Annotated in this window: 29 protein-coding genes; 19 read left to right on the forward strand and 10 right to left on the reverse strand. The window is 60.2% G+C overall.

All coding sequences use genetic code 11. The annotated features are described in order from the left end of the window. Positions 1-9: 9 nt before the first annotated feature. Positions 10-462, forward strand: coding sequence for an SRPBCC family protein (locus TRM7615_RS10390; protein ID WP_108787132.1), 453 nt, complete (start codon positions 10-12; stop codon positions 460-462). On the opposite strand, the gene TRM7615_RS10395 is transcribed toward TRM7615_RS10390, so the two are convergent. After that, positions 459-1,343: a LysR substrate-binding domain-containing protein gene (locus TRM7615_RS10395; RefSeq protein WP_108787134.1), complete on the reverse strand. Its 885-nt coding sequence runs from the start codon at positions 1,341-1,343 to the stop codon at positions 459-461. The two genes, TRM7615_RS10390 and TRM7615_RS10395, sit on opposite strands and share 4 nt — an antisense overlap. 140 nt (positions 1,344-1,483) lie before the next feature. Between TRM7615_RS10395 and TRM7615_RS10400 the strand changes: the two genes are divergently transcribed. Then, positions 1,484-2,485 (forward strand): isopenicillin N synthase family dioxygenase, encoded by a 1,002-nt coding sequence (locus tag TRM7615_RS10400; protein ID WP_108787136.1) that lies wholly within the window; start codon positions 1,484-1,486, stop codon positions 2,483-2,485. Positions 2,486-2,603: 118 nt separating this feature from the next. On the opposite strand, the gene TRM7615_RS10405 is transcribed toward TRM7615_RS10400, so the two are convergent. From TRM7615_RS10405 to TRM7615_RS10415, 3 genes are read right to left on the reverse strand one after another with little or no spacing between them, the layout of a single operon-like run. Next, positions 2,604-3,464: a COG3904 family protein gene (locus TRM7615_RS10405; RefSeq protein WP_108787138.1), complete on the reverse strand. Its 861-nt coding sequence runs from the start codon at positions 3,462-3,464 to the stop codon at positions 2,604-2,606. A gap of 21 nt (positions 3,465-3,485) precedes the next feature. After that, positions 3,486-4,178 carry a nitroreductase family protein gene (locus tag TRM7615_RS10410; RefSeq protein WP_108787140.1) on the reverse strand — a complete coding sequence of 231 codons (693 nt, stop codon included), beginning with the start codon at positions 4,176-4,178 and terminating at the stop codon, positions 3,486-3,488. A gap of 38 nt (positions 4,179-4,216) precedes the next feature. Beyond that, positions 4,217-5,101 carry a LysR family transcriptional regulator ArgP gene (locus tag TRM7615_RS10415; protein ID WP_108787142.1) on the reverse strand — a complete coding sequence of 295 codons (885 nt, stop codon included), beginning with the start codon at positions 5,099-5,101 and terminating at the stop codon, positions 4,217-4,219. A gap of 91 nt (positions 5,102-5,192) precedes the next feature. Between TRM7615_RS10415 and TRM7615_RS10420 the strand changes: the two genes are divergently transcribed. From TRM7615_RS10420 to TRM7615_RS10455, 8 genes are all read left to right on the forward strand, one after another. Next, on the forward strand, positions 5,193-5,792 hold the full coding sequence (locus TRM7615_RS10420) for a LysE/ArgO family amino acid transporter (protein ID WP_181893083.1): 600 nt from the start codon (positions 5,193-5,195) through the stop codon (positions 5,790-5,792). Positions 5,793-5,831: 39 nt separating this feature from the next. Next, the gene (locus tag TRM7615_RS10425; RefSeq protein ID WP_108787144.1) at positions 5,832-6,746 is read left to right on the forward strand and encodes a DMT family transporter; all 915 of its coding nucleotides are present in this window, start codon (positions 5,832-5,834) and stop codon (positions 6,744-6,746) included. 39 nt (positions 6,747-6,785) lie between these two features. Beyond that, positions 6,786-7,784 carry a DUF1036 domain-containing protein gene (locus TRM7615_RS10430; protein WP_108787146.1) on the forward strand — a complete coding sequence of 333 codons (999 nt, stop codon included), beginning with the start codon at positions 6,786-6,788 and terminating at the stop codon, positions 7,782-7,784. A gap of 71 nt (positions 7,785-7,855) precedes the next feature. Further along, positions 7,856-8,428: a choline-binding transcriptional repressor BetI gene (gene betI / locus TRM7615_RS10435; RefSeq protein WP_108787148.1), complete on the forward strand. Its 573-nt coding sequence runs from the start codon at positions 7,856-7,858 to the stop codon at positions 8,426-8,428. Then, on the forward strand, positions 8,425-9,933 hold the full coding sequence (gene betC / locus TRM7615_RS10440) for a choline-sulfatase (RefSeq protein WP_108787150.1): 1,509 nt from the start codon (positions 8,425-8,427) through the stop codon (positions 9,931-9,933). Before betI ends, betC begins: the two co-directional genes overlap by 4 nt. 97 nt (positions 9,934-10,030) lie before the next feature. Next, positions 10,031-11,689 carry a choline dehydrogenase gene (gene betA, locus TRM7615_RS10445; protein ID WP_108787153.1) on the forward strand — a complete coding sequence of 553 codons (1,659 nt, stop codon included), beginning with the start codon at positions 10,031-10,033 and terminating at the stop codon, positions 11,687-11,689. A 68-nt stretch (positions 11,690-11,757) separates the two neighbouring features. After that, positions 11,758-12,405, forward strand: coding sequence for a thermonuclease family protein (locus TRM7615_RS10450; protein WP_108787155.1), 648 nt, complete (start codon positions 11,758-11,760; stop codon positions 12,403-12,405). Between the two features lie 102 nt (positions 12,406-12,507). After that, positions 12,508-12,747: an HP1242/YdcH family protein gene (locus tag TRM7615_RS10455; protein ID WP_085794983.1), complete on the forward strand. Its 240-nt coding sequence runs from the start codon at positions 12,508-12,510 to the stop codon at positions 12,745-12,747. A gap of 48 nt (positions 12,748-12,795) precedes the next feature. Here the strand turns inward: TRM7615_RS10455 and TRM7615_RS10460 are convergent, their stop codons facing one another. From TRM7615_RS10460 to TRM7615_RS10470, 3 genes are all read right to left on the reverse strand, one after another. Next, a complete protein-coding gene (locus TRM7615_RS10460) occupies positions 12,796-13,827 on the reverse strand; it encodes a fatty acid desaturase (protein WP_108787157.1) in 1,032 nt (343 codons plus the stop codon). Between the two features lie 132 nt (positions 13,828-13,959). After that, the gene (locus tag TRM7615_RS10465) at positions 13,960-15,360 is read right to left on the reverse strand and encodes a helix-turn-helix domain-containing protein (protein ID WP_108787159.1); all 1,401 of its coding nucleotides are present in this window, start codon (positions 15,358-15,360) and stop codon (positions 13,960-13,962) included. Between the two features lie 70 nt (positions 15,361-15,430). Then, positions 15,431-15,718, reverse strand: coding sequence for a YciI family protein (locus TRM7615_RS10470; RefSeq protein WP_108787161.1), 288 nt, complete (start codon positions 15,716-15,718; stop codon positions 15,431-15,433). Between the two features lie 97 nt (positions 15,719-15,815). On the opposite strand from TRM7615_RS10470, the gene TRM7615_RS10475 reads away from it, so the two are divergent. Then, entirely contained in the window at positions 15,816-16,664 is an 849-nt protein-coding gene (locus tag TRM7615_RS10475) for a LysR family transcriptional regulator (protein WP_108787163.1), read from the forward strand. Here TRM7615_RS10475 and TRM7615_RS10480 read toward each other — a convergent pair. Continuing rightward, on the reverse strand, positions 16,659-17,879 hold the full coding sequence (locus tag TRM7615_RS10480; protein ID WP_108787317.1) for a multidrug effflux MFS transporter: 1,221 nt from the start codon (positions 17,877-17,879) through the stop codon (positions 16,659-16,661). The genes TRM7615_RS10475 and TRM7615_RS10480 overlap by 6 nt on opposite strands. Before the next feature lie 194 nt (positions 17,880-18,073). Between TRM7615_RS10480 and TRM7615_RS10485 the strand changes: the two genes are divergently transcribed. The 6 genes from TRM7615_RS10485 to TRM7615_RS10505 all read left to right on the forward strand — a co-directional run bounded on the left by TRM7615_RS10485 (position 18,074) and on the right by TRM7615_RS10505 (position 21,795). Further along, positions 18,074-19,606 (forward strand): acyl-CoA carboxylase subunit beta, encoded by a 1,533-nt coding sequence (locus TRM7615_RS10485; RefSeq protein ID WP_108787165.1) that lies wholly within the window; start codon positions 18,074-18,076, stop codon positions 19,604-19,606. A gap of 60 nt (positions 19,607-19,666) precedes the next feature. Beyond that, positions 19,667-20,155, forward strand: a complete 489-nt coding sequence (locus TRM7615_RS10490) for a GFA family protein (protein WP_108787167.1) — start codon at positions 19,667-19,669, stop codon at positions 20,153-20,155. Beyond that, on the forward strand, positions 20,152-20,550 hold the full coding sequence (locus tag TRM7615_RS10495; protein ID WP_108787169.1) for a cupin domain-containing protein: 399 nt from the start codon (positions 20,152-20,154) through the stop codon (positions 20,548-20,550). Before TRM7615_RS10490 ends, TRM7615_RS10495 begins: the two co-directional genes overlap by 4 nt. Further along, positions 20,547-21,023, forward strand: coding sequence for a DUF6497 family protein (locus tag TRM7615_RS10500; protein ID WP_108787171.1), 477 nt, complete (start codon positions 20,547-20,549; stop codon positions 21,021-21,023). Before TRM7615_RS10495 ends, TRM7615_RS10500 begins: the two co-directional genes overlap by 4 nt. Positions 21,024-21,237: 214 nt before the next feature. Next, positions 21,238-21,375, forward strand: coding sequence for a hypothetical protein (locus TRM7615_RS25540; RefSeq protein ID WP_165821409.1), 138 nt, complete (start codon positions 21,238-21,240; stop codon positions 21,373-21,375). Between the two features lie 69 nt (positions 21,376-21,444). Then, the gene (locus tag TRM7615_RS10505) at positions 21,445-21,795 is read left to right on the forward strand and encodes a hypothetical protein (RefSeq protein WP_108787174.1); all 351 of its coding nucleotides are present in this window, start codon (positions 21,445-21,447) and stop codon (positions 21,793-21,795) included. Between the two features lie 77 nt (positions 21,796-21,872). On the opposite strand, the gene TRM7615_RS10510 is transcribed toward TRM7615_RS10505, so the two are convergent. Further along, on the reverse strand, positions 21,873-23,015 hold the full coding sequence (locus TRM7615_RS10510; RefSeq protein WP_108787176.1) for a DcaP family trimeric outer membrane transporter: 1,143 nt from the start codon (positions 23,013-23,015) through the stop codon (positions 21,873-21,875). Between the two features lie 701 nt (positions 23,016-23,716). Here TRM7615_RS10510 and TRM7615_RS10515 point away from each other — a divergent pair. Further along, positions 23,717-23,899 carry a hypothetical protein gene (locus TRM7615_RS10515; protein WP_370739795.1) on the forward strand — a complete coding sequence of 61 codons (183 nt, stop codon included), beginning with the start codon at positions 23,717-23,719 and terminating at the stop codon, positions 23,897-23,899. Between the two features lie 126 nt (positions 23,900-24,025). After that, positions 24,026-26,071 carry an acetyl-CoA carboxylase biotin carboxylase subunit gene (locus tag TRM7615_RS10520; protein WP_108787179.1) on the forward strand — a complete coding sequence of 682 codons (2,046 nt, stop codon included), beginning with the start codon at positions 24,026-24,028 and terminating at the stop codon, positions 26,069-26,071. Positions 26,072-26,174: 103 nt separating this feature from the next. Here the strand turns inward: TRM7615_RS10520 and TRM7615_RS10525 are convergent, their stop codons facing one another. Next, entirely contained in the window at positions 26,175-26,621 is a 447-nt protein-coding gene (locus TRM7615_RS10525; RefSeq protein WP_108787182.1) for a DUF4174 domain-containing protein, read from the reverse strand. Positions 26,622-26,711: the final 90 nt, after the last annotated feature.

Consider the following 26,711-nt stretch of genomic DNA (forward strand, 5'->3'; position numbering starts at 1 on the left):
GCCATCTAAATGATCCACTTTGAACGCAGTCTGTCCCTTGATGCCACCCCGGATGAGGTTTGGGCCGTCTTAGGCAGTTTCATGCAGATCGACAGATTTGCCCCCGATATCGTGTCGGTCGACGCGCTCAACACGGGTGAGGATGGCGTCGGTTCGAAACGTCGGAACCATTTCAAGAATGGAACTTCGTTGGTTGAGGAAGTCACGGATTGGTCGCCTGGACACGGCTATTCAGTCACGTTGTCTGAAATGGCGGCAATGCCACTGCATGAGGCATTTGCCGACATTCGTATCGCACCGATTGGCGGTCAGGCGCGCGTGACTTGGAGCTTTGATTATCGTGTAAAATACGGCCCCTTGGGTTGGCTGGTGGGGCAGACGATGATGAAGGTCATGATGGGTAGGGTTCTTGGCGGGAATTTGCAGGGACTGGCCGAACGCGTGCGCGCAGAACGGCGCTAGGGGGGGTCCTTCAGCAGCCAATCGCGCAACAGAAGCGCGCGTTCATTGGCCGAGGCGTGGGTCTTGATGTAGAAATCCAAGGGCGCGGTTATGTCCTGCGGCAACAACCGCACCAGCGCACCTGATTGCACCAGCGGTGCGGTCAGCGCGTTCCAACCCAGCACGACGCCCATGTCATCCTGAGCCGCTTGCAAGGCAATGGTGTAGTTGTTGACCCGCAGCCCTTCGCCAATGGGGCCATCATAGTCCAGTGCCGTGCACCAGGTGCGCCAGTCCGTCCATCGCTCGTCTGTTGCATTCAGGTGGATCAAAGGTAGGTGGGCTAGATTTGCTAATGTCTCAGCGGGATTCTCGGCGGCAAAAACAGGGCTGGCGAGCGCTGCGATCCGATCGCGGAACAACGGTCGGCAATCGCCGTTGTCGCGGGTCATGTCGCCGTAGTGAATGCTCAGGTTGCACCCCGTCTGTGCATGATCCGTGTCCGAGACGTTCTGGGTAACGGCAATGTTGCCGTGCCGTTTCCAGAACCTTGCCAACCGGGGTGTCAGCCAAAGAGACGAGACCGCGGTTGTCGCCCCGATGGTCACCGCGCGCGTCTGGCTGTCCTGCCGCAGTTGCGTGACGACATTGGAAATCTGCTCAAAACCATGTTGCAAGGTCAGCTGCAACATCTGCCCGGTTTGAGACAGTTCCACCCCGCGTTGGTGGCGGTGGAACAGCTGTTGGCCCAATTCGGCCTCAAGCGCCTTGACCTGATGGCTGATGGCGGCCGGGGTGACGTTCAGCTCTTGAGCGGCGGATTTGAAGCTTTCGTGCCGGGCGGCGGCCTCGAAGCTGGAGAGCGCGCTGAGCGGGGGCAGATCATAGGGGCGTTTTGGCATCGCCGTGCTTTCCCGATATGGTGAAGTTGTGGCTGAGTTGTTGCGGATGACTTACTTCTAGTAATTCAAGGTGAGAATTTTCGCAATTGTCATGTCCGGCCTTGCGCGTATTTCTGGCGGCACATGAATGGAGGAACCCCATGTCCGATGCCGCCCTGGCCCAACTCGACGACAGCCTGCGTGCTGCGCGCCAATCCTTTGACCGCATCCCGGTGATCGACGTTGCCCCGCTGGTGGATGGCAGCGATCCGGCGCGGGTCGCAAAAGAGATCCGGTGGGCGCTGTCCAATGTGGGTTTCATGTACGTCAAGAACCACGGCGTTGCGGCCGAGACGGTTGAGGCAGCTTTTGCCCAGACCCGCGCGTTCTTTGACCTGCCGCTGGAAGACAAGATGAAGCTGCACATCGGCAACTCGGGAGTGGCGATGCGAGGGTATATTGAGGTGTTTGGCGAAAACACCGACCCGACCAAGACCAAGGATCTAAAGGAGTGCTTCGATCTTGGTCCGGAGACACCGGGTGTTGATGTGCCGTTCTTTGGAGCCAATCAATGGCCCGAGGCGCTGCCGGAGTTCAGCAAAGCAGTTTACGGGTATCATGAAGAGATGAAGCGGCTATCTGCCATCCTGCTGCGCGGGATTGCGCAAAGCCTGGACCTTACGCCTGATTTTTTTGAACCCAAGATGCGCGATCCGATCAGCATTCAACGCTTGCTGCATTATCCGCCGCAGACCGGCAAGATTGACGAGAGCGTCATGGGGATTGGGGCGCATACCGATTACGGCAACCTGACAATATTGGCGCAGGATGATGTGGGCGGGTTGCAGGTGATGAACCGCGACGGTGATTGGGTCGAGGGGCCGCCAATCCCGGGCACTTTTGTGATCAACATCGGCGATCTTGTGCAGCGCCTGACCAATGACGTTTATCTGGCCAACCTGCACCGTGTGGTGAACACCAGCGGGCGCGAGCGCTATTCGATCCCGTTCTTCATTGATGCCGATTACGAGGCCGAGTTTGCCCCCTTGCCGGGGTGTGTCAGCGCGGACAATCCGGCGCGATACGAGGCGGTGACATGCGGACGCCACAAGTTCGGGCGCTTTGTCGACAGCTTTCCGCATCTGGCGGCGCAACACGGCTAGGGGGCGCGCTCCCGCCCTCGCTGTATGCCCTGACGGGCCTTTGCTCAGTTGGGCCGGGCGCCTCGCCTGCGGTGAGGCGCGGCACCGCAGAACGCTAGCCGGTGATCTTGTGACGTGGTCAGGGGGTGATCAGACCCGCCGCGCGCGCCTCGGCCTCGGTCAGGTACCACAGGTCGGTTTTGGGGGTGTTGAACATGTCGTTCAGAAAGGACGGATGCACGCCTTGGGTCTCGAACAAGGTGCGGTCCTTGTCCTGTTCCTGTTGCAGATCGATCTGCGGCAGGGCTGTGTCAAAGTTCAGCGCGTATTGGTGAAAGCCCAGACGCGCGTCGGGGGCCAAGGAGCGGTTTTGCCCGGCCACAAAGGGCAGAGTGCAGGCTGAGGTGCAATCGCCGACGGCGTGGGTGTTCAACCCGCGATCACGGATCAGTTTGGCAAAGCCGCGCGCCTCGTAGATGTGGCCGCCGGGACTGTGGAGGGTCACTTGTGTCAACCGGGGCGCTTGATCGGCGAGGGCTGTCGCGCGGCGGGTCAGGCCAAAGGTAATCGCCCCTTGGAACATCAGCGTGGTGCCGTCTTGCGACAGCTCCAACTGGTAGGTGGCGGCATGTTCGCGGTCCATCCGGTCGGTGAACAGCTCTTCTTCCGGCGGGGCGTGGGTGTCGAGCGCCAGCCCCCACCACAGGGCAACGCCCAAACCGGCGGCCACCAGCAATGCCAGTTGGCCGCCCCAGACGGCGGCCAGCCCGCCGTGACCAACCACATGGGCGTCGGCGCTGCGTTGGAAGCGGGCGATCTGCCAGCCGAAGACCACGATGTCCACCGCCAACAGCGGATAGAGGATCAGAGCAGGCATCGTCAGAGTAGATCCGAGCACGGCCAGAGCCCCCAGGATCAGCGCACGCGGCAGCACGATCCACAGCCAGAAGACGTGGGGCAGGGAAGCAGAGGCCGGATCGATGCGCATGGGGCCAACCATGCACATGACCTGAGCCTTGGATCAATCGCAGATGGTCAGAATCTCGTCCAAGGGTTTCTTCTTCTTGGCCACTTCGGGCACGGTCGCATCCTCGGCCGGGTGGCCCACGGCGATGATCATCGTGGGCTTTTCCGAGGCTGGACGGTCAAGCGCCTCGTTCAGAAACCGCATGGGGTTGGGGGTGTGGGTCAGCGTGCAGAGGCCTGCGTGATGCAGGGCAGCCAGCAGAAAGCCGGTGGCGATGTTGACGCTTTCGGGGACGTAGTAGTTCTTGAACCGGGTGCCATCTTCGAACTGGCCCCAGCGTTGGGCAAAGACCACGATCAGCCAGGGCGCCACGGTCAGGTGCTCCTTGACCGCATCCGTCCCGATGGGTTCCAGCGCCTTGATCCATTCGTCGCCTGCGCCGCCCGCGTAGAACCGGCGCTCTTCCTCTTCGGCCTCTTCGCGAATGCGCTGTTTCAGAGCGGGGTTCCTGATCGCAACAAAGTGCCAGGGCTGGTGATTGGCGCCTGAGGGCGCGGTGCCTGCGGTGCGAATGCAATCCTCGATCACCTGTTGCGACACGGGCCGGTCGGAATAGTCGCGTACGGTGTGGCGCTTGCCCATGACCTCGTGGAACGCTTGGGCGGCGGCGCGCATTTCGTCATCGCTCAGGTCGGCGCGGTCGGGCAGGGGCAGGGTGGTGTAGGTCAGGTCTTCGCGGGCAAACATTTGGAATCCTTCATGCGTTGCCCCTTTATTGGCCGCACTCAGTCGGGGATCAACCCTTTGGTCGCGGCCTGTTTAACCGCTTTGGTGGCCGGCTCCAAGGCAGGGGCCATGATGCGGCTGACCTGCCAAGCCAATGGCACATCCAGCGGCGTTTTTGGGATCAGGGGGGCCAAGCGGCCGTTGCGGATTGGGCCGCGCACCAGTTGGACCGGGTTCATGCCCCATCCCATGCCATGGCGCGCTGCGTCTACAAAAGCCTGGGTTGACGGCAAGAAATGGGTGGGCGGAGAGATCCGGGTGTCAAAATTTTCCTGCAGCCAGGCCCGTTGCAGCCCGTCCTTGGCATTGAAAGTCAGGCAGGGGGCAACGGCCAGGGCTTTGGCGGTGACGCCTTCGGCAAACCATTGGTCCAAGAAGGATGGGCTGGCAGTCGCGATATAACGCAGCGCGCCAATCGGGTGCATGTCGCACCCCGTCACCGGTTTGGTCGATGCGGTGATGGCAGCGCTGACCTCCCCCCGCTTCAGCCAGTCGGCGGAATGGTCTTGATCGTCGATCACCAGATCAAACAAGACATCCGGCACTGCTGCCATGGCGTTGACAAACCAGGTCGCCAGGCTGTCGGCGTTGACGGCAATACGCAATCGGGCGGGGCCAGGGGCTGCATCCAGCGACAGCTCGCGGCTGACCTGAGCTTCAAGGATGCCGACGTCCTCGGCATGCTTGGCCAGACGAATGCCCGCAGGTGTGCCTGTACAGGGCGTTCCACGGTTGATCAACGACGTGCCCAGGCGATCCTCGAGCGCCTTGATCCGTTGCGAGATGGCCGATGGCGTCACCGACAGATCGGCGGCGGCGACCTCAAAGCTTCCCCGGCTGAGGATGGCAGACAGGGCGGCAAGGTGCTGTGGATCGAATTGCATTAGTTTTGCTTATCTAAGCTGATTATCTTTAACTAGACTACGCAACGCGTGGCCTCTAGTCAAACCGGGCAGTCGAACAACAGGAGCCTTCATGCTGACGTCATTTTTTCCCGGCTTTGCCCTTGGTTTTAGCCTGATTCTGGCGATCGGGGCGCAGAATGCCTTTGTTCTGCGTCAGGGGCTGCGACGCGAGCATGTCTTTGCGGTGTGCCTGACCTGTGCCGTGTCGGATGCGGTGCTGATTGCGGCTGGTGTCTACGGCATGGGTTCCTTGGCGCAGGCGGTGCCCTGGTTCGAACCCGCGATGCGCTATGGCGGGGCGCTGTTTTTGCTGTGTTACGGCGCGATGAGCTTTCGGTCGGCCTGGCGTGGTGGGGCCAGTATGGAGATGACGGGCGCGCGAGTGACCGGATTGGCGGCCACTTTGGTAACCGTGCTTGCCTTCACGTGGCTCAACCCGCACGTCTATCTGGATACCGTCGTGTTGGTGGGTTCGATCTCGGCCCAATATGACGACCGCATGTTCTTTGCCTTGGGGGCGATGCTGGCGAGTTTTGTTTTCTTCTTTTCGCTGGGATACGGGGCGCGGGCCTTGGGGCCGCTGTTTGCCCGGCCGCGGGCCTGGCAAGTGCTGGACGCTGGTATCGGTGTCGTAATGTGGGGAATTGCCCTAAAACTTGTTGCGATGTGAAGGGTTGCCCCTGCCTGTGAATGGGTGTTCAAGGGGCGTATGAGCCAAGCCGACGCGACCGCCACCCAACGCCCAATTGCTGGTATCCTGTGGATGCTGGCGGCAGGGCTTTCGTTTGTGGTCATGACTGCGTTGGTGAAATCCATGGGCTCGGGCATGCATCCCACCCAGTCGGCCTTTTTGCGGTATCTGTTGGGGCTGGTGTTCTTTGTGCCTGCACTCGGCACGCTGATCCGAACGCGATTGACGGGACGCCAATGGGGTCTGTTCACCTTGCGGGGTGCGATCCACAGCGCGGCGGTCATGCTGTGGTTCTTTGCCATGACGCAGATCCCCCTGGCCGAGGTGACAGCGATGAACTACCTCACACCGGTCTATGTCACCATCGGTGCTGCGCTGTTTCTGGGCGAGACGATGGCGGCGCGCCGGATCACCGCGATCATCGTGGCGCTGATCGGGGCGATGATCATCCTGCGTCCGGGCTTTCGCGAGATCAGCCCCGGCCACCTGGCGATGCTGGGCACGACGCTGTGCATGGGCATTTCCTATCTGATGGTCAAAATGCTGGTCGAAGAGATCAGCCCTGTTGTCGTCGTCGCGATGATGTCGATCTTTGTCACCATCGGCATTGCGCCCTTTGCCATCGCCGTCTGGGTGACGCCCACGTTGCCGCAACTTGGCATCCTGTTTGCCATCGCCTCTTTTGCGACGGGGGGGCATTACTTCATGACACTCGCAATGCAGGCGGCACCGGTGGCCGTGACGCAGCCGGTGACGTTTCTACAGTTGATCTGGGCCACGCTGCTTGGTGCGCTGGTTTTTGACGAGGGCGTCGATTTCTGGGTTGTCCTTGGCGGCACTCTGATCCTGGCGGCCATCAGCTTTATCACCTGGCGCGAGGCGGTGCTGAAGCGTCGTGAAATTACACCCAATCCCAACACGCCCAAACTCTGACGCTTGTCAGGGCAACGCTCCTGCTCCTAGGGTGGCGGCATGAGGTTACGCGCGTTCTTCTTAGGCCTTGGTCTGATGGCATCCGGCCCTGCCGTGGCAGGGCTGGCGGTGTGCAATGACACCGCCGTTCTGCATTCGGTTGCTATCGGCTATCGCGGGGACGACGGCTGGGTGTCGCAAGGTTGGTGGAACATCGAACCCGACCAATGCGCCACCGTTCTGGCTGGGGATCTGGTCAACCGCTATTACTATCTGATGGCGCAGGCCGACGGGTGGGCGTTCGACCACGAGGGGATCGGCTTTTGCATTCTGGCCGATGTGTTCGACATCGCCGGCGATCAGGAGTGTGGCGGGCGCGGCTACGGCCATGGGCAGTTCCTGGAGCTTGACACCGGCAAGACAGAAAAGGACCACGTGACCCATCTGGCTGCCGTTTCCCGGCCCGCGCCCCCAAGCGAACCGGCCTTTGTGCCACCGGGCAAATACGGCGAGCCTTACAGCGCGGCGGGCAATTTCCAGGCCTGTACAACCGAGAGCGGGCAAATCGCGTGCAGCCTGTTCGCAGATGGTGTGCAGGTGTTCTTTCGCCAGGACGGGCGCGAGGGAGAGGAGGCCTTTGCTTTTGTCGACCGCTTCCGCCCCGGCAGCCCCGTGATCGTGCATGGCGATATGGAAGCGGTCCATGATCGCACCGCCGACCTGGTGCCCTACAAGCTCTTTGCGCGCGGGTGGGGGGAGGCAGACGAGTTGCTGCAGGACATGCAGGGCAAATGGCAGTCGCGGGACGATACCGCAGCGGGTTTGATGCTGGATGGCTCACTGTTGGATCTGACTTATGACACCCAAATCCTGGACAGCGGATCAATTCGCGTCAGCGCCAGTTGCAACGACTATTCCGAAGGCGGGCCATATCTGATTCTGCAGTCCGACGGCGACTCGGCAGCGACCTGCTATGGTGATCTACAGGTCGATGGGCCATTCCTGAACATGACCCACCTGCCGCGCGGAAATGTCCTGCGATACCAGCGGGTAGACTGATCTGCGGGTTCTTGATTGACGAGTCAATAAAAAGCGCCTAGCGTTTCCTCCAGACAGCTGGAGACGCATGAATGCCCAAAGTTGGAATGGAACCCATCCGCCGTGATGCCATCGTGCGTGCCACGATTGCCGAGCTTGGCGCCTCCAAGTCCCTGGACGTCACCGTCAGCCAGATCGCCAAACGCGCGGGCATGTCCAGTGCGCTGGCTCACCACTACTTTGGCGGCAAGGATCAGATTTTTCTGGCCGCTATGCGACGTATCCTGACGGATTTCGGCGCCGAGGCCCGCAGTGAACTGAAAGCAGCCCCACGTCACGAACGGGCACAGGCCATCATCCGCGCCTGTTTTGCGCAATCCTGCTTCACGCCTGATGTGATTGCAGCCTGGATGACATTCTATGTGCTGGCCCAGACCAATGACGATGCGCTGCGCCTGTGGCAGATCTATCAGGCGCGCATACGCTCGAACCTGGTTGATGCCTTGCGTCCCTTGCTGGCGGACCCGGTTGAGGGTGCCGAAAACATGATCGCCCTGATTGACGGTCTCTACATCCGCGCCGCGCTCAGCGCCCCGGAAGAGCCGCAACTGGCCGTCAACCACGCCCTGCGCGTTCTGAATACCCTGATCGAGAGCGGAAAATGACAAACCCCAACATCCTGATCCTGATGGTGGATCAGCTCAACGGTACCCTCTTTCCCGATGGTCCCGCGGACTGGCTGCATGCCCCGAACCTGAAAAAGTTGGCTGAGCGCTCAACCCGGTTTGCCAATGCTTATACGGCGTCGCCACTGTGTGCACCGGGCCGGGCGTCGTTCATGTCGGGTCAGCTGCCCTCGCGTACTGGGGTCTACGACAACGCGGCCGAGTTCCGCAGTGACATTCCCACCTACGCTCACCACCTGCGCCGCGCGGGCTATTACACCTGCCTGTCGGGCAAGATGCACTTTGTTGGCCCCGATCAGCTGCACGGGTTTGAGGATCGCCTGACCACCGACATCTACCCGGCCGATTTCGGCTGGACGCCGGATTATCGCAAACCGGGCGAGCGCATCGATTGGTGGTACCACAACATGGGCTCGGTCACCGGGGCAGGGGTCGCCGAGATCTCGAACCAGATGGAGTATGACGACGAGGTTGCCTACAACGCGACCGCCAAGCTCTATGATCTGGCGCGCGGCAATGATGACCGCCCCTGGTGCGTGACCGTGAGCTTTACCCACCCGCATGACCCTTACGTGGCGCGTAAGAAATACTGGGACCTTTACGAGGATTCCGAGCATCTGCTTCCGCAAATCCCGGCGATGGACTACGACGATCACGACGCCCACGCCAAGCGTATCTTTGATGCCAACGACTGGCGCAGCTTTGACATCTCTGAGGAGAACATCAAACGCTCACGTCAGGCCTATTTCGCCAATATCTCGTACCTGGATGATAAGATCGGCGAAATTCTGAATGTGCTGGAAACCACTCGGCAAGAGGCGATCATCATGTTCGTCTCGGACCACGGCGACATGCTGGGCGAGCGGGGCCTGTGGTTCAAGATGAGCTTCTATGAGGGCTCGTCGCGTGTGCCTTTGATGATCTCGTCTCCCGACATGCCTGTCGGGTTGATTGACACGCCGGTGTCTACAATCGACGTGACCCCGACCTTGGGCGCTCTTGCGGGCGTCGACATGGCCGAGATCGAACCCTGGACTGATGGTATGAACCTTGTGCCACTGGCGCAGGGGACCGAGCGGACAGAGCCTGTGGCGATCGAATACGCGGCCGAGGCGTCTTATGCGCCGCTGGTGTCGCTGCGCTACGGTCCGTGGAAATACAACCGCTGCGCGCTGGACCCCGATCAGCTGTTCAATCTTGACACCGACCCGCATGAGCTGACGAACCTGGCGGACGACCCGGCCCACGCGGGCACGCTGGCCACCATCAAGGCCAAGTCCGAGGCCCGCTGGGACCTGGACCGTTTTGATGCAGATGTGCGCGCCAGCCAAGCCCGACGTTGGGTGGTGTATGAGGCGCTGCGCCAGGGGGGCTATTACCCTTGGGACTATCAGCCACTGCAAAAGGCCTCGGAACGCTACATGCGCAACCACATGAACCTGGACAATCTGGAGGACAGCCAACGCTTCCCGCGTGGCGAATGATCCTTTCACCTTTTTGAAAATACTCCCGCCGGAGGCATGAAAACTTGAACGCCCGTTGCTGCGGGCGGCCCCGGCAGGTTTGGCAGGAGCCTGAGACATGGAAGCAGATTTTGTCATCGTAGGGGCCGGGTCCGCCGGCTGTGCCATGGCCTATCGTCTGAGCGAGGCAGGGGCCTCGGTGCTGGTGATCGAACATGGCGGCACCGATGCGGGGCCGTTCATCCAGATGCCTGCGGCGCTGAGCTATCCGATGAACATGTCGCGGTATGACTGGGGCTATCAGTCCGAGCCTGAGCCGCATCTGGATGGTCGCCGTCTGGCCTGTCCGCGCGGCAAGGTGATCGGCGGTTCGTCCTCGATCAACGGCATGGTCTATGTGCGCGGTCATGCGATGGATTTCGACCATTGGTCCGAAATGGGCGCTGATGGCTGGTCTTATGCAGACGTGCTACCCTACTACAAACGGATGGAGACCTGGCACGACGGCGGCCACGGTGGCGACCCGACCTGGCGGGGCACCGATGGCCCGCTGCATGTGACACGTGGACCTCGTTCAAACCCGCTGTTCAAGGCCTTTGTCGATGCGGGTCAGCAGGCCGGATATGAGGTCACCGGCGATTACAACGGTGAGAAACAAGAGGGCTTTGGCCCGATGGAGCAGACGGTTTACAAAGGCCGTCGCTGGTCCGCCGCCAATGCTTATCTGCGACCCGCTTTGAAACGCCCGAACTGTGATCTGGTCAATGGGCTGGCGTCGCGCGTTGTGATGGAAGAGGGGCGCGCCACCGGCGTCGAGATCATCAAGGGCGGCAAAAAACAGATTATCCGCGCCCGGCGCGAGGTGGTTCTGGCAGCCTCGTCGATCAACTCGCCCAAGCTGCTCATGCTGTCGGGCATCGGCGCGGGTGCGCATCTGGCCGAGCATGGTATCGACGTCGTAGCCGATCGCCCCAGTGTCGGCGCGAACCTGCAGGACCATCTGGAGCTTTACATCCAGCAGGCCGCGACACAGCCGATCACGCTCTACAAGCATTGGAACTTGATCTCCAAAGGGGCGATTGGGGCGCAGTGGTTGTTTACAAAAACCGGTCTGGGCGCCTCGAACCAGTTCGAAAGCGCGGCCTTCATCCGCTCGCAGGCAGGCGTGCAATATCCGGACATTCAGTATCACTTCCTGCCGATGGCGGTGCGCTATGACGGGCAGGCGGCGGCTGAGGGGCACGGGTTTCAGGCACACGTTGGCCCGATGCGGTCCAAGTCGCGTGGCGCGGTCACCCTGCGGTCGAACCGGGCCGAGGATGCGCCCAAAATTTTGTTCAACTACATGAGCCACGAGGATGACTGGGCCGATTTCCGCACCTGTATCCGCCTTACGCGTGAGATTTTTGGGCAAGAGGCGTTCGCACCCTTTGCTGGGCATGAAATCCAGCCGGGCGATGCCCTGCAAAGCGATGACGAGCTGAACGGGTTCATCAAGGAGCACGTCGAGAGTGCCTATCACCCCTGCGGCACATGCCGGATGGGGCGCGCGGATGACGCCAATGCGGTTGTCGATCCTGAGGGTCGGGTGATCGGCGTCGACGGCCTGCGCGTTGCAGACAGCTCGATCTTTCCACGCATCACCAACGGCAACCTCAACGCGCCGTCGATCATGGTGGGCGAGAAAATGTCGGATCACTTGCTGGGGCGTGACGCGCTGGCGCGGGCAAATGATGCGCCCTGGATCAACCCGAATTGGGAAACCGCACAACGGTGACGAAAGGACGTTAACCTTTCTTAACAGCGCCTGTTGAATGCGCCCATCCGGGGGCGCATATCAGGATCATGTTAAGAATTTGTTTCGCCTTTGTTCTGGCCGCCTTTCCGGTGGTCGCATCCGCTGACCTGTCCGGTCCTGTCCGGGTGATTGATACCGACACATGGGACGTTGGCGGCACCCGAGTGCGTTTGCATGGCATTGACGCGCCCGAGTTTGACCAGACCTGCACCCGCTCCTCGGGGCAGGGATGGGACTGCGGGGCCTGGGCGACGCAGCAGGTGCGCGGCCTCTATGATGGGCATACAGCGCAATGCGCGCGTATCACCCAAGATCGCTACGGCCGCACGGTCGCACGCTGTAAGGTTCAGGGCCGCGATGTCGGGCAGGCACTGGTGTCGCAAGGGCTGGCCTTTGCTTTTCGCAAGTATTCGACGGACTACGTCGGCGCCGAAAACCGCGCCAAGTTGGCGGCGGCGGGGCTGCATGCCGCGCGCGTTGCGCTGCCCTGGGATCATCGCGCCGCCAAGCGAACGGCAGATTCTCCCGCGAACTGTCAGATCAAGGGCAATATCTCGGCCAAGGGAGAGCGGATTTTCCATCGCCCCGGCCAACCGCATTACAGCCGCACACGGATCAGCACGGCCAAAGGTGAACGGTGGTTCTGCACCGCTGATGAAGCGCGGCGCGCAGGTTGGCGCGCGGCCAAAAATTAGTCTCGAAAAGATGGGTTTTCTACGCGCATTTGATCCGGGTCAAAGTGGCGTCGGGTGGCGTTGACGTAGGCTCTGTTCGAACCGGAAAAAAGGAGCGAACAGATGTCTCACACCCCGCATGAATTGGCCGAGGAATTTCCCGACAAGATCGACGCCATGAGCGCGCTGAAACAGTCGGACGCGCATTTCGCCCGGCTTGCGGATGAGTATCACGAGATCAACCGCGCTGTGCACCGTGCCGAGACCAACATCGAGCCGCTTGAGGAGTTGGCCGAGGTGGATCTGCGCAAGAAGCGCGCTGCTCTCAAGGACGAGATTTGGGGTATCCTATCCAAGGCCTGAATCTAGGCCGAGAAGAACAGAGGGGCGCTTGAGCGCCCCTTTTTCATGTCAGTCGGTCAGAGCACGGGCCTGCGCAAAAGACAGCAGGCGACGCGAGTTTTCGTCCCACAGATGCAGGCGTGCGCTATTCAGGCTCTCACGAATGGTCATGCGGTTGGCCTGGGCCAGAACGTTGTGATCCCGCAGCACTTCAGGCAGGCGGTAGAACGGGATGCGACTATACAGGTGATGCACGTGGTGAATGCCGATGTTGGCGCTCAGCCATTGCAACACGGGCGGCAGGATATAGTGCGAGCTGCCGTGCAGAGCGGCATCATGCAACTGCCAGTCCTCGTCCGTGTCCCAATGGGCGGTTTCAAACTGGTGCTGCACATAAAACAGCCACATGCCCGCAGTGGCCGCCAGCAGGGTGCTAGGCACAAAGATCAGCAGGATGGGCGCCCATCCACCGAAATACCAGATCACTGCAAGAGCCGAGACAATGGCCACATTGGTGCACATGGCGCTGACCCAATATTTGGCCTGATGCGTGAACCCCAGGGGCAGGCGGTTTTGCAGAAAGAACAGGTAGCCAGGACCAAAGCCAAACAGCACGATGGGGTTGCGATAAAGCCGATACATCATCTGGCTCATAGGGCTCATCTCGCGGTATTCCGCGACCGTGGCTGTGTGGATGTCGCCAATTCCGCGCCGCGCCAGGTTGCCGGCACCGCTGTGATGGATCGAATGTGATCGCTTCCAGACGTCATAGGGTGTCAGGGTCAACACGCCCAGGATGCGCCCGAGCCAATCGTTGAGGGTGCGGTTCTCAAAAAACGCGCCATGGCCGCAATCGTGCTGGATAGTGAACAGCCGCAGCAGAAACGCGGCGTTGATCAGCGAGAGGACAACCGCCAGACCATAGCTGACGGACAAGGCCCACCAAGCGAGTGCCCATAGCACCACAAAAGGAACTGCAGTCACCGCCAGCTCGAACCAGCTGCGGCCTGCATTGGGGGTGCGATACTGCGAGAGGACCTTGATCCAGTCTCTTGCGGCTCGGATTTCGGGCTGCGGCCGCGAAGAGGATGTGTCGAACATTCGCCTGCTTTTCTGAGTCGTTTGCTCGCTCTTATAGGATTGTGTGGGTTTCGCAAACGTAACTTGACGTGAAGTTAGGAAATGACCGGATTCCGCGTCAATTTGTACGCTTTTGGCGGTGGCAAGGGGCGGTCAGTTCACCTCATAGGGCAGCGTGCCGCGTTCATTGGCGTTGATTGTCAGGCGGCGTTCCAATGGCGGGACCGAGCGCTGGTGGCAGTGTTTCCGTTCGCAGATGCGGCACGAGATACCAATAGGTTCATAGGCACTGGCGTTGGTGACATCCATGTTGTCGGCATAGACCAGCGCGTCGGCATGGCGCACCTCGCACCCAAGCGCGATGGCATAGCGGCGCACCGGCGCGCCGAAAGATCCGCCGGGTTTCGACACATCGCGGGCCAGCGAGATATAGCGCACGCCGTCTGGCGTTTCGGCCAGCTGACGCAGGAAATGCCCTGGCGTTTCAAAGGCACGGTGCACGTTCCACAGCGGGCAGGCGCCGCCAAAGCGGGCGAATTGCAGTCGCGTGGCCGAGTGGCGCTTGGTGATGGTGCCGGCCTGATCGACGCGGACAAAGAAGAATGGGATGCCCTTGGCACCGGGGCGTTGCATCGTCGACAGGCGGTGTGCGACCTGTTCGATAGAAGCGCCAAAGCGCGCACTCAGCAGTTCCAGATCGTGGCGGCAATCCCGTGCGGCAGCAAGAAAGGTGCCATAGGGCATCAGGGCGGCCCCGGCAAAGTAGTTGGCCAGTCCGATCTTGGCGATCGACCGCGCCTCTTCACTGTGAAAACGGGCGAAATCCAGTGTTGCCTCTAACAGCTTGTCCTGACTGACGAGCGCCACCTGCAACAGCATCTGAAAGACTTGTGTTTGTGGCGACGAGCGCGAGGACAGGTGCAAGACCCGCGCATTTGCGTCAAAACTGCGCAAAGCCTCGATATCCGTGAGTTTCACTTGAATACCGCGCGCCGACAGGCTGCCCAAGGCAGCCGTGCGCACGTCACCGGGGTCGTTGGCCTGGGTCGAGAACCGCTCCGCCGCATGGTCTACGGCATCGATGTAGTTGTCGCAGTAGTGAAAGAAATCCCGCACCTCTTCCCACGGGCTGGCCTGAATACGGGCATCTTCGCGACCCAGAGCTTCGTCCAGTGAAGCCAGCCGTTCGTGGGTCTGGCGATAGCTTTTGTGCAATTCGATAAAGGCGCGCGCCAGCGCAGGGGCGTTTGATGCGGTCAGGCGTAAGTCAGCGAGCGGCGGCATGGTATCGGCAAAGATCGGGTCGGCCAGCGCCTCGCGCATGTCACTGACCAGCCGTTCGCTGTCGCCAGTGCTCAGTTCGGTCACGTCCAGCCCAAACTCTTGCGCCAGCGCCAGAACAACCGTGGTCGACACCGGTCGGTTGTTGTTTTCCATCTGGTTGAGATAGGGGAGAGACACCCCCAGCTTGGCAGCAAAATCCTTTTGCGTCAGTGTCAGGCGGGTGCGGATCTCGCGCAGTTTGGCGCCAGCATAGAGTTTTTGGGTGGCCATGGATGGGTGCCTGAATCTTTGCAAGTTTACTTATTGCTCAGGTTACATTTGCAAAGCTAGGCGGGCAACCCTAGGCCCGCTGGCCATCCCGGAAAACTTGCCGCCATTCCAGGACGCTGACGCTTTTGCGCAGGCCGGTGGGCCAGAAGGGATCCTGCTCGACCAGCGATTGGACTTCGGGGGCGCTGTCCGCCTCGACCAGCCACATGCCGCCTTGCCCATCCTGGCCGTCAAACAAGGGTCCGGCTCCGATCATCTTGGGGCCAAGCGTGGCGAGGAATACCAGATGATCAGCCATGTATTCTTGCCGCAGGTGTTCTTTCCCTGAATTGTCCTGGAAGGTGACGCAATAGAGCATGTTCGTGTCCTTTCTGATTGAATGGGGTCAGATTGGCGTGCTGCAAGGTTGCTGCAAAGGGTGGAAAATTGCACTCCTGTAGTGCAAGATTGCAGTCATGAACTGGGACGATATGCAATTTCTCTTGGCCGTTGCGCAGGCCGGCAGCCTCAAAGGTGCGGCCCGACAGTTGGGCGTGGACAAAACCACTGTCTCGCGCCGTCTGCGTGCCATGGAACGGGGTCTTGGGCAAGCTGTGGTCGAGGTCAACGGGACGGGCCTTGGCCTGACCACATTCGGTCGCTCACTGCATCGACACGCCGAGGTCATGAGGGATGAGATGCAGGCTGTGAACGCTCTCACACAGGCCGGGTCAGAGGTTCAATTGGGAACCGTGCGGCTGACATCGGTGCCTTTGGTCATAAATCACATTCTGCTGCCTGCCTTGACCGACATGCAAGCGACGTCGAGGGGCCTGCAATTGGAGTTGATCTCGGAGGCGCGGGACCTGAGCCTTTTGCGGGGGGAGGCCGATGTTGCGCTGCGTCTTGCCCGGCCCACCGAAGGGGGGCAAAGCGTTTTGGCTCGCAAGTTGGGAGAGCTGGAGTATGCCGCATACGCAAGCCCGAGGGCCATGAACGGTTCCTGGATCGGGTATGAGCCGCGCATGCAGTATCTGTCACATGCCGAGGTGATTGCAAAAGCAGCCGCGATAGACGGCGCATGTCCGGTCCTGGTCAACGATGCCGAAACGCTGTTTCAGATGGTCTGCGCCGGGCATGGCCGAACCCTTTTGCCTCGGATCATCGGGGCGAGTGATGCGAGGTTGGTCGAGGTTCCCTTTGCCCATGGCACCCTCCCCAAGCGAGAGGTGTGGCTGATGGTCCGTAAAGAGCTGCGGGATCTGGAACGCATCCGGCTGGTTGTGGCCTGGTTGGATCGCGTGTTTTCCGACCTCAGCTCATAGGCCCAACTGCCGTTCACGCCAGATCACAACCAGGATCGCCAGAACGCCCAGGACGCTGGTAATCAGCATGATCCACAGCAGCGGCAGCGCCCCGGTTTCCGGCGTCAGCAGGAACCCGGCAAGCGCGCTGAGTGCTGCGCCGCCGCCCAGCATAATGGCGCCGTTCAGGCCGGATGCCGTGCCAGCCAAATGCACCCGCACCGACAAGGCGCCCGCAGTGGCATTGGGGATGGCCATGCCGTTGCCCAGGCCCACAAACGTCATGAAGCCAAAGAAGCTCAACGCAGATCCAAGCCCAAGGATCATCACGACCAGGGACAGCGCCACGCCTATGGCGTTCAGCCAGCAGCCCCACATGACCATCCGGTTTACGCCATAGCGCATGGAATAGCGTCCGCTGATGAAGTTTCCAAAGAAGTAGCCGATCGCAGGCGCGCCGAAATAGAACCCCATCTCGGCCGGGTTCATCCCGAACACCTCGGTGCCCACAAAGGGCGCGCCACCCAGATAGGCAAAGAACGCGCCCGAGCAGAAGCCGGAGGCCAACGAGTAACCCCAAAACCGGGGCGAAGTCAGCAGCTCGGGGTATTCGCGGAACTGGGCGATCAGCGTCTTGCCGCTTTTCAGGGCGGTTTCGCCAAAGTCCACGTAGATCAGTATGATTGCCAATGCGCCCAGCAGGAACAACAGCCAGAAGTTTGCTTGCCAGCCGAATGTTTCATCCAGCAATCCGCCAATGGCCGGGCCGACCATCGGAACCACGGCCATGCCCATGGTGACATATCCCAGCATCGATGCCGCTTGATCCTGTTCGTACATATCACGCACGGCGGCGCGGCTCAGGACGATGCCAACAGCGATCACGGCCTGACACATTCGGAAGACAAGAAAGATCTCGGCCGTTGGGGCAAAGATTGTGCCGAGCGTGGCCAGAAGGAACAGTGCGAGCCCCCATAGGATGACAGGCCGACGTCCCGCTTTATCCGCGATGGGGCCAATCACAACCTGAAGTGCCGCGTTCACGGCCAGGTACAAGGCGACCGACAGCTGCATCAGGCGATAGTCCGTCTGAAAATGCTCGGTCATGTTCGGCAGGCTGGGCAGGAAAACGTTCATACCCAAAGCCGACAGCCCTGACAGCAGGATCAGCGTGGTGATGGTGGGCGGTGTGCGCCCCGACCGAGATGGCGTCTTGGATTGAGACTCAGGTTGCATGCTTCGCATCTATTCCTGTCACGCGGAAAGGTCCACGGGGGACGTCGCGTTGACATGACAATTAGCAAATTTGCATTTCGCATGAGTTGGCGTTCTTGGGCTTTGCAAATTTGCGGAATATTCCTTTGGTTCGTGCTGCGCACTCTATATGGTCCGGCAAAATTGTACATAGGACCATCGCGAGGACAACCGCCATGAAAGATATCCTGACCGAACTCGAAGATCGCCGCAACGATGCGCGTCTGGGTGGCGGACAACGACGCATCGATGCGCAGCACGCACGCGGCAAGCTGACGGCGCGCGAACGGATCGAACTGCTGCTGGACGAAGACAGCTTTGAAGAGTTCGACATGTTCGTCGCACATCGCTGTGTCGAGTTTGGTATGGAAAATCAAAAGCATGCGGGCGACGGTGTGATCACCGGATGGGGCACCATCAACGGTCGTATGGTTTATGTGTTCAGCCAGGATTTCACCGTCTTTGGTGGGTCTCTGTCGGAAACCCACGCGCAAAAGATTTGCAAGATCCAAGACATGGCGATCCAGAACGGCGCGCCGATCATTGGCCTGAACGACTCGGGCGGGGCGCGTATTCAGGAAGGCGTCGACTCGCTGGCAGGCTACGCCGAAGTGTTCCAGCGCAACATCATGGCCAGCGGCGTGGTGCCGCAGATCAGCGTGATTATGGGCCCCTGCGCCGGTGGTGCCGTGTATTCGCCTGCGATGACTGACTTCATCTTCATGGTCAAAGACACTTCTTACATGTTCGTCACCGGCCCTGACGTTGTGAAAACCGTCACCAATGAAGTCGTCACCGCCGAGGAACTGGGTGGCGCATCGACCCACACCAAAAAATCATCCGTGGCCGATGGTGCGTTCGAAAACGATGTCGAGGCTCTGGCCGAAGTGCGCCGCCTGGTCGACTTCCTGCCGCTCAACAACCGCGAAAAGCCGCCTGTGCGCCCCTTCTTTGACGAACCGGGCCGGATCGAGAACTCGCTGGACACCATCGTCCCGGAAAACCCGAACACGCCCTATGACATGAAAGAGCTGATCGCCAAGGTCGCGGACGAGGGTGATTTCTACGAGATCCAGGAAGATTACGCCAAGAACATCATCACTGGTTTCATCCGGCTTGAGGGCCAGACCGTGGGTGTCGTTGCCAACCAGCCGATGGTTCTGGCGGGCTGCCTGGATATCGACAGTTCGCGCAAGGCCGCACGGTTTGTGCGCTTCTGTGATTGCTTTGAGATCCCGATCATGACGCTGGTCGACGTTCCGGGCTTCCTGCCGGGCACCTCGCAGGAATATGGCGGCGTCATCAAACACGGTGCCAAGCTGCTGTTTGCTTATGGCGAGGCAACCGTCCCCAAAGTGACCGTGATCACCCGCAAGGCTTACGGCGGTGCCTACGACGTTATGGCGTCCAAGCACCTGCGCGGCGATTTCAACTATGCCTGGCCCACGGCTGAGATCGCGGTGATGGGCGCCAAGGGCGCTACCGAGATCATCCACCGCGCCGACCTGGGCGATGCAGACAAGATCGCGGCGCACACAGCGGATTACGAAGATCGGTTCGCCAACCCGTTTGTGGCGGCCGAGCGCGGCTTCATCGACGAGGTGATCATGCCTCATTCGACCCGCCGCCGCGTGTCCCGCGCGTTTGCCAGTCTGCGCAACAAGCAGCTGAAGAACCCGTGGAAAAAGCATGACAACATTCCGTTGTAATCGGAATTCGTTTTGGTGGGGCACGGCCTCCCGGTAAGCAGTGACAGAAGGAGATAGGGGATGTCTGCGATACATGAGGGTGGCTGTCTTTGCGGCGACTTGCGGTATGCCCTATCCGAAAAGCCGATGCGCCTGACTTGGTGCTCATGCCAATTCTGTCAACGTATGACTGGGGCGCCGATGAACGCCCTAGCGGGGTTTCAGGGGGCGGCATTCAAGGTGATGTCGGGAGCGCCCCGAGTGTTTACGCATGTGTCCGAAGGAAGCGGTAAGGAGTTGTATCTCAATTCGTGCCCCAATTGCGCGACCACAGTGTTTATTGAGTTGGAGCGGTTCCCCGGTTTCGTAGGTGTTATGACCGGAACGTTAGACGATCCAAACTGGTTCGAGCGCTCCCCTGAAAACTCGAAGTATATTTTCACATCTAGCGCGCAAAAAGGCACGTTGGTTCAGGCCGGTTTCCCGGTGTTTGAGGAACATGCCTCAACGCTGGACGGGAGTGCTATCACACCCGTTGTGTATGACGAGCATTGCCTGGTGCGCGGATGACTGAGCTTTGGAAAAATCAGGCCTTCACCATTTCCCACGCCGATGATGGCAAGTTTGTGGGGCAGGGGCTGCGTGCGTTTTTCGAATATCGCGATCTGGGGATTGATGCGGCAACCCAAGGCAAGTTTGGCGCGCATGTGATCCGGGCTGTGCCGGGCATGGAAAGTCCTGGCGCGTGGCACAGTCACGAGCTGGACTTTCAGATGGTCTATGTCACCAAGGGTTGGGTCGTCTTTGAATACGAAGGGCAGGGCGAACATGTCCTGCGCGAGGGATCGAGTGTCCTGCAACCCCCCGGCATCAAGCACCGCGAAGTCCGTCATTCTGATGACATGGAACTAATTGAGATCACGTCACCATCTCAGTTTGACACCAAGGACGAATCAGCTCCATGATCCGCGCACGCAGAGATAGAACCGCGCACGCGGATTGCTGTGCGCACGCAGCCCCGGCAGGAGGAGCTCGCCCTTGGCGAGGCTGGGGCTGCGCATTTGCGGTTCTGTCTCTGGTGTCCACCCATGTCGTCGCCGAAGCGTCGTTGCCCGTTCCCTCGGGCCAACCCATCTATCTGGACAACGTTCTGCTTGATGAAAACCCCGGCGAGTTGTGGCTGCGCTTTCGCTTTGTCGCGCCCAAGATCGGCCAGACGGTGGGGCGTGTCGGCTATGACGTGTCTGCCGTCGACATGGACCATCTGTGCGAAACCTTGGCGGTGCCTTACGTCCTACAACGCGAGCTGGTGCCCGCGCGCGTGGTGATTTCGCTCTCGGACAAAGCCGTGGCATTTGGTGAGAGCGCGCCTGATGTAACCCAGTTTTTTGAAGCTTATCGGCTGGAAAATGCCCGCTGTATCTGGGAGGAGTTCTGATGACACCACAATATGTTGCGGGTCGAACTTCACCGAAAGAAGGATATGAGGCTTTGGAGTCACAGCACACAGACTTGACGCGCTTCGGATGTATTTCCGACATCTTTTCCAGTATGTTCAGGCCCGGTTCCCTATCGGGGGCCGTAACCTCGGAACTGAGGCAGGTAGAGGGTACGCCCTTTGCTGGTTTCGAAAACCTAACCAGGAGAGACGGATGTCCAAGAGCATCAAATTCCTTGCAATGGTCGCCTTTGTCGGCGCCGTTGCGGCATGCGACAACTCGCAAGAAGAAGAGTTTGTCATCGTCGAGCCCATCTCGACCGAGCCGGTCTACACCGGTAAACTCAAGTAAACTGGTCCTGGGGTCGGCCTTTGGGCCGATCCCAACCCTGCTGACCGCCCTGTACCGGGGGGCCGTGTCATGCTGAAACACCGCGGATTTCCTGGCCGCCTTCCGGGCACCGATTTTCAATTCATCATTCGCCGCCCCAACCCCAAGGGCGTCACCGCCATCACGCGGCGCGAGCGGTTTCGCGATCGCAAGCCTGCAGATCGCCGTGCCGACGCGGGGTTCATGAAGGCATTGTGGGAGCAGTTCGGCGATCAGCCGTTCGAGCGTGGCAATCTGGACGCGGGCCGCTTGAGCTGGCTGTTCGAGCGCGAGGTGATTGCCGCCGAAGATCCGTTTGATCCCGCAAGCTATGAGGCCCTGCTGGTCATCGACGTGAGTACTGCCCAGGTTTCGTTCCCGGATGTGTTCGATCGCCGCTGATGGATTTGGGGCGCCGACATAAGTATTGGCCACAGGCCGCGGCCCCGCTCGGGAAAGAGCGGGACAGTGGTGTTGCGTCAGAAGTTCAGCTGAACAGCCAGCTGAATGCGGTCCCCTTCAAAGGTGGCACCGCTGGTGGCGTCGTTGCGCTCGCCGATGATGTATTCCCCGCTGAAGGTCAGGTTATCGGTGGCGTTGTAAAAGGCGTTGACGTGGATCGTTTCCAACTCGGTAAACGACAGCGCCCCGGTCGAGGTCGGAAGGTCGTAATCCTCGCGGCCATAAGCGATGCCAAAGTTCCACTTTTCCCCAACCGACTGGCGCAGTTCCAGCGTGTAGCCTTCGACGTCATTGGCCTGACCGCCAGAGATGGCGCTGCCAACGCCAACCAGAAGCGGGCCAAGCGCCTCACCCTGAACGTAGGTGGCCTGGAGCAGACCTCCGGCCCAGGGACGGACCGAGCCGGACAGTGTCACACCGGTCTGATCAACCTCGACGTTGCCTGCCTGCACCGAACCGTAAAGGCCCGCAATGCGGGCGCTGAACAGGTCGGTGTCATGCGACAGGGCCGCCGTGATGACCGGGTCGTTCGAGGCCGCAGTGTTTTCCTCGACCGAGGCGCTGAAGGTGGTTTGACCAAAGGACTTCGAGTATCGCAGCTGCGGGACGCGGGCAAAGGCGATGCCGACGGGGCCATTGAATTCCACGGTTGTGGGATATTGAGCCAGCGGCATGAAGTTGGTCCAGTACTGGCCGATCAGCCAGTTGTCGCCAATCCGCACGTTGGCATGACGCACACGCAGTTCGGCCGTGCCGCTCGATCCGAACAGGTCGAACTCCAATTGACCTCCGATGGCGCCAAAATCGGATTGCGTGGTGGTACGTACGCCCAGGCGAGATTGGCGCACCGTGGCGCCAAAATTGCCGTCGGTGGCGTTGGTGGGTTCGCCAATGTTATTCACAAAGGCGGTGTCGCCCTGGTTGAAGTCGAAGTCATAGTAGGCGTCGGCTTTGACATAGCCGTAAAGGTCAACAGTGGTGCCACCCAGACGGAAATCGCCCCCCTCGGGCTGGGCCTTGGCGCTCTCAAGCGCCTGAACACGCGCATTCAGAGCGTCGATCTGGGCCTTGGTGCCGGCCTCGTCCGCCTGGGCAAGCCCGGCTGTGACCAAGCTGGCCAAGGCCGCCAAACTCAGCCGATGCATGTGAGAATGTTGCATTGGGTCTCTCCTCCATTGCGAGTGGTGCGGACCACCCCTTTCACGCAGATCGGGCACGGTGAAATGACAACGATGAGAGCGGAAGGTGTTATTTTTTCAGCGAAAATTGATGTTGATGGCGGTTCTGATCACGACAAGTTTTGGTCGCTCGCCATGTCGTTGAATTCGCGCCATACATTTCCGTGTATGGTGTACCGATCGGTTAATGAAGCGTTACCGAGACCTGGAAAGTCAGCGATTTGGTGTCACGCCGTTGTTACAAAAGCTGGCGCCTGCCACCGGAATGCACGGTCTACAGCCACACGCGCTCGCGCTCTTCTGGGTGAGCATGGGATCGGCATGATTCTGCAAGCCCCGGTCCAAATTCGGCAGAAAGCGGCCCATCGGACCGTGTGTCAGGCAACAGGCTTGGCGCGCATCTGCCGTTGGGGCAGCGTGGCGCTTGTGGGTGGCACTACAATGCCTGCGCCATCCACACACCATCTATTCCGTACCCCTTCTCAAGGGCGGGCCAGTTGCGAGCATTCGTATCTGCCCGCCCCTTTTTCTGCCTATCTTAAGCCCCTTGTTCGGCAGGGTTTTGCGCATGTTCTGACTGACCGCTTTGCGGTCTTGCGGGCAGGGGGCGATCCCCCTCATCTGGGCGCGCAAACACCAGAACAAAAAGAAGGATGGGCAGGATGCGAGCAAAAGGGATTTGTATGGCCTTGGCACTGTGCGCCGGTTTGGCGGCCTGCGGGGACAACCCGACGGAACAGGCGCTCTATGGCGGCGGGGCAGGGTTCCTGGGCGCACTCGCGCTCGACGGTAACCCGGTCATCGGGGCCGCGGCTGGGGCTGCGGGCAACGTCATCTATTGCAAGACACAGAACACCTGCAACTGACGCCTCAGCTGCACGTCACATCCAGGCCGCCTGCGGTCTGATCCAACATGCGCAGAACGCCGCCTTGGGCCATTTGGTCTGGGGCGGCGTTTTGCGTTCTCAAACACCCAAGACAAAGGACATCGCATGTTCAACAAGATCCTGATCGCCAACCGGGGCGAGATCGCCTGCCGGGTTATCAAGACCGCGCGCAAGATGGGCATTTCCACCGTCGCCATCTATTCGGATGCGGACAAGCAGGCGCTGCACGTGCAAATGGCGGACGAGGCCATCCACATCGGCCCACCACCCGCGAACCAGTCCTATATCGTCATCGACAAGGTGATGGACGCGATCAAGCAAAGCGGCGCACAGGCGGTGCATCCGGGCTATGGCTTCTTGTCGGAAAACGCGAGCTTTGCCGAGGCTCTGGCCGACGCTGGTGTCGCCTTTGTCGGCCCCCCCAAGGGTGCGATCGAAAAGATGGGTGACAAGATCACCTCGAAGAAGATCGCCCAAGAGGCAGGCGTTTCGACCGTTCCGGGTTACATGGGGCTGATCGAGGATGCCGATGAGGCGGTCAAGATCTCGAACGAGATCGGCTATCCGGTGATGATCAAGGCCTCGGCTGGCGGCGGCGGCAAGGGCATGCGGATCGCCTGGAACGATGATGAGGCGCGCGAGGGCTTTCAATCGTCCAAGAACGAGGCCGCGAATTCGTTTGGCGACGACCGGATCTTTATCGAAAAGTTCGTGACGCAGCCGCGTCATATCGAAATTCAGGTTCTGTGCGACAGCCACGGCAATGGCATCTATCTGGGCGAGCGTGAATGTTCGATCCAGCGCCGTAATCAGAAAGTTGTCGAAGAAGCGCCTTCGCCGTTCCTGGATGAGGCCACACGCAAGGCTATGGGCGAACAGTCGGTCGCGCTGGCCAAGGCGGTGGGCTATGCCTCTGCCGGGACAGTGGAATTCATCGTCGATGGCGACAAGAACTTCTACTTCCTGGAAATGAACACCCGCCTGCAGGTGGAACACCCCGTGACCGAGCTGATCACCGGCGTCGACCTGGTCGAACAGATGATCCGCGTCGCCGGTGGCGAGGAACTGAGCATCAAGCAGGAAGACGTGACCCTGACTGGCTGGGCCATCGAAAACCGTCTGTATGCCGAAGACCCCTATCGCGGCTTCCTGCCGTCGATTGGTCGTCTGACCCGCTATCGTCCTCCGTCCGAGGTTGCCGCCGGTCCGATGGCTGCCAATGGTACCTGGCATGGCGATGCGCCTGAAGGTGAAACGGCCGTACGGAACGATACTGGCGTCTATGAAGGCGGCGAGATCAGCATGTATTACGACCCTATGATCGCTAAGCTTTGCACCTGGGGCCCGGATCGTGCTTCCGCAATCGAGGCGATGCGCGTGGCTCTGGACAGCTTTGAGGTTGAGGGCATCGGCCACAACCTGCCGTTTGTCTCGGCCGTGATGGACCACCAGATCTTTATCGACGGCACCATGACGACGGCCTTCATCGAAGAGCAGTATCCCGAAGGGTTCCAGGGCGTTGAGCTGCCCGAGGCAGACCTGCGTCGCATCGCTGCTTCTGCTGCGGCCATGCACCGTGTCGCCGAGATCCGCCGTACCCGTGTGTCGGGCCGCATGGATAACCACGAGCGCAAGGTGGGCACCGAATGGGTGGTCTCGCTGCAGGGCGAAAGCTTTGAAGTGAGCATCGCCGCTGATCATGACGGCTCGACCGTGACCTTTGCTGATGGCAGCACGCACCGTGTCGCGTCGGACTGGACGCCCGGTGATCAGCTGGCAACGCTGGATGTGGACGGTAGCCCGCTGGTTCTGAAGGTGGGCAAGGTGTCCGGTGGCTTCCGCCTGCGCTCGCGCGGGGCGGATCTGACCGTGCACGTGCGCACCCCACGTCAGGCGGAACTGGCAGCCTTGATGCCGGAAAAGGTGGCGCCGGATACATCGAAACTGCTGCTCTGCCCGATGCCCGGCCTGATCGTAAAGGTCGACGTCGAGGTGGGCGACGAAGTGCAAGAGGGCCAGGCGCTCTGCACCGTCGAGGCGATGAAGATGGAAAACATCCTGCGCGCCGAGAAGAAGGGTGTCGTCTCCAAGATCAACGCAAGCGCAGGCGACAGCCTTGCGGTTGACGATGTGATCATGGAGTTCGAATAAGCCTTATGTCGCTGCGGATACGTGATAATCGCGTATACGCATGTGGTGTCCCGGCAGGTCTTGCCGGGGCAACCAGTCCCCCTGTGGGGGTATCAGATCGGGTTCAATTCAGCCCGCGCCGCTCGCGGATTTCACGTTCGCGCAAGGGCATCTTGTCGATGGAGCGACTCAGTTCGCGCACGCTCCACGGGAAGGGCTTGCGCAGTTTTACTCCGCCGTCCTTGCCAATGAGCACCAGCTGGAAGCCACGCGGCCGCAGCTTGGTCCGCAGCGCCGAACGTGCGCCCGGGTCGGTGTCGGTCAGGACCACGACATCGCGCTCCAGCATCTCGGCCTCGCCCTTCATCAGGATGTCGAGCTGCTGCTGGAACCTTGGGTCCGCATCGGTGTCGGCAAAGACGACGATGGGCCGATTTGTCCATAAAAATTCGCTCAAATCGCTGTCACCGGCGGGCTGCACAAAGGCTGGATCGCCTGGCTGCGTGGCGTCTGCGGCCAGCGATGTGACCGGAAATAACACCGATAAAACAAGGGCTAATGTGCGTGTCATTGGGTCTCCTGTTGAGTTGAATATAGACCCTCGGTCGCCGATTGCGACCACTGATCTGCACGCCATCACCAAAAAGTTTAACGTTAATCG

Origin of the sequence: Falsiruegeria mediterranea M17 (assembly GCF_900302455.1) — a bacterium.
GTDB lineage: Bacteria > Pseudomonadota > Alphaproteobacteria > Rhodobacterales > Rhodobacteraceae > Falsiruegeria > Falsiruegeria mediterranea.

Bases quoted from the DNA above. Each gene is read 5' to 3' on its own strand.
- TRM7615_RS10390 (WP_108787132.1), top strand. From the start codon at position 10: ATGATCCACTTTGAACGCAGTCTGTCCCTTGATGCCACCCCGGATGAG.
- TRM7615_RS10395 (WP_108787134.1), bottom strand. From the start codon at position 1,343: ATGCCAAAACGCCCCTATGATCTGCCCCCGCTCAGCGCGCTCTCCAGC.
- TRM7615_RS10400 (WP_108787136.1), top strand. From the start codon at position 1,484: ATGTCCGATGCCGCCCTGGCCCAACTCGACGACAGCCTGCGTGCTGCG.
- TRM7615_RS10405 (WP_108787138.1), bottom strand. From the start codon at position 3,464: ATGGTTGGCCCCATGCGCATCGATCCGGCCTCTGCTTCCCTGCCCCAC.
- TRM7615_RS10410 (WP_108787140.1), bottom strand. From the start codon at position 4,178: ATGTTTGCCCGCGAAGACCTGACCTACACCACCCTGCCCCTGCCCGAC.
- TRM7615_RS10415 (WP_108787142.1), bottom strand. From the start codon at position 5,101: ATGCAATTCGATCCACAGCACCTTGCCGCCCTGTCTGCCATCCTCAGC.
- TRM7615_RS10420 (WP_181893083.1), top strand. From the start codon at position 5,193: ATGCTGACGTCATTTTTTCCCGGCTTTGCCCTTGGTTTTAGCCTGATT.
- TRM7615_RS10425 (WP_108787144.1), top strand. From the start codon at position 5,832: ATGAGCCAAGCCGACGCGACCGCCACCCAACGCCCAATTGCTGGTATC.
- TRM7615_RS10430 (WP_108787146.1), top strand. From the start codon at position 6,786: ATGAGGTTACGCGCGTTCTTCTTAGGCCTTGGTCTGATGGCATCCGGC.
- betI (WP_108787148.1), top strand. From the start codon at position 7,856: ATGCCCAAAGTTGGAATGGAACCCATCCGCCGTGATGCCATCGTGCGT.
- betC (WP_108787150.1), top strand. From the start codon at position 8,425: ATGACAAACCCCAACATCCTGATCCTGATGGTGGATCAGCTCAACGGT.
- betA (WP_108787153.1), top strand. From the start codon at position 10,031: ATGGAAGCAGATTTTGTCATCGTAGGGGCCGGGTCCGCCGGCTGTGCC.
- TRM7615_RS10450 (WP_108787155.1), top strand. From the start codon at position 11,758: ATGTTAAGAATTTGTTTCGCCTTTGTTCTGGCCGCCTTTCCGGTGGTC.
- TRM7615_RS10455 (WP_085794983.1), top strand. From the start codon at position 12,508: ATGTCTCACACCCCGCATGAATTGGCCGAGGAATTTCCCGACAAGATC.
- TRM7615_RS10460 (WP_108787157.1), bottom strand. From the start codon at position 13,827: ATGTTCGACACATCCTCTTCGCGGCCGCAGCCCGAAATCCGAGCCGCA.
- TRM7615_RS10465 (WP_108787159.1), bottom strand. From the start codon at position 15,360: ATGGCCACCCAAAAACTCTATGCTGGCGCCAAACTGCGCGAGATCCGC.
- TRM7615_RS10470 (WP_108787161.1), bottom strand. From the start codon at position 15,718: ATGCTCTATTGCGTCACCTTCCAGGACAATTCAGGGAAAGAACACCTG.
- TRM7615_RS10475 (WP_108787163.1), top strand. From the start codon at position 15,816: ATGAACTGGGACGATATGCAATTTCTCTTGGCCGTTGCGCAGGCCGGC.
- TRM7615_RS10480 (WP_108787317.1), bottom strand. From the start codon at position 17,879: ATGCAACCTGAGTCTCAATCCAAGACGCCATCTCGGTCGGGGCGCACA.
- TRM7615_RS10485 (WP_108787165.1), top strand. From the start codon at position 18,074: ATGAAAGATATCCTGACCGAACTCGAAGATCGCCGCAACGATGCGCGT.
- TRM7615_RS10490 (WP_108787167.1), top strand. From the start codon at position 19,667: ATGTCTGCGATACATGAGGGTGGCTGTCTTTGCGGCGACTTGCGGTAT.
- TRM7615_RS10495 (WP_108787169.1), top strand. From the start codon at position 20,152: ATGACTGAGCTTTGGAAAAATCAGGCCTTCACCATTTCCCACGCCGAT.
- TRM7615_RS10500 (WP_108787171.1), top strand. From the start codon at position 20,547: ATGATCCGCGCACGCAGAGATAGAACCGCGCACGCGGATTGCTGTGCG.
- TRM7615_RS25540 (WP_165821409.1), top strand. From the start codon at position 21,238: ATGTCCAAGAGCATCAAATTCCTTGCAATGGTCGCCTTTGTCGGCGCC.
- TRM7615_RS10505 (WP_108787174.1), top strand. From the start codon at position 21,445: ATGCTGAAACACCGCGGATTTCCTGGCCGCCTTCCGGGCACCGATTTT.
- TRM7615_RS10510 (WP_108787176.1), bottom strand. From the start codon at position 23,015: ATGCAACATTCTCACATGCATCGGCTGAGTTTGGCGGCCTTGGCCAGC.
- TRM7615_RS10515 (WP_370739795.1), top strand. From the start codon at position 23,717: ATGGCCTTGGCACTGTGCGCCGGTTTGGCGGCCTGCGGGGACAACCCG.
- TRM7615_RS10520 (WP_108787179.1), top strand. From the start codon at position 24,026: ATGTTCAACAAGATCCTGATCGCCAACCGGGGCGAGATCGCCTGCCGG.
- TRM7615_RS10525 (WP_108787182.1), bottom strand. From the start codon at position 26,621: ATGACACGCACATTAGCCCTTGTTTTATCGGTGTTATTTCCGGTCACA.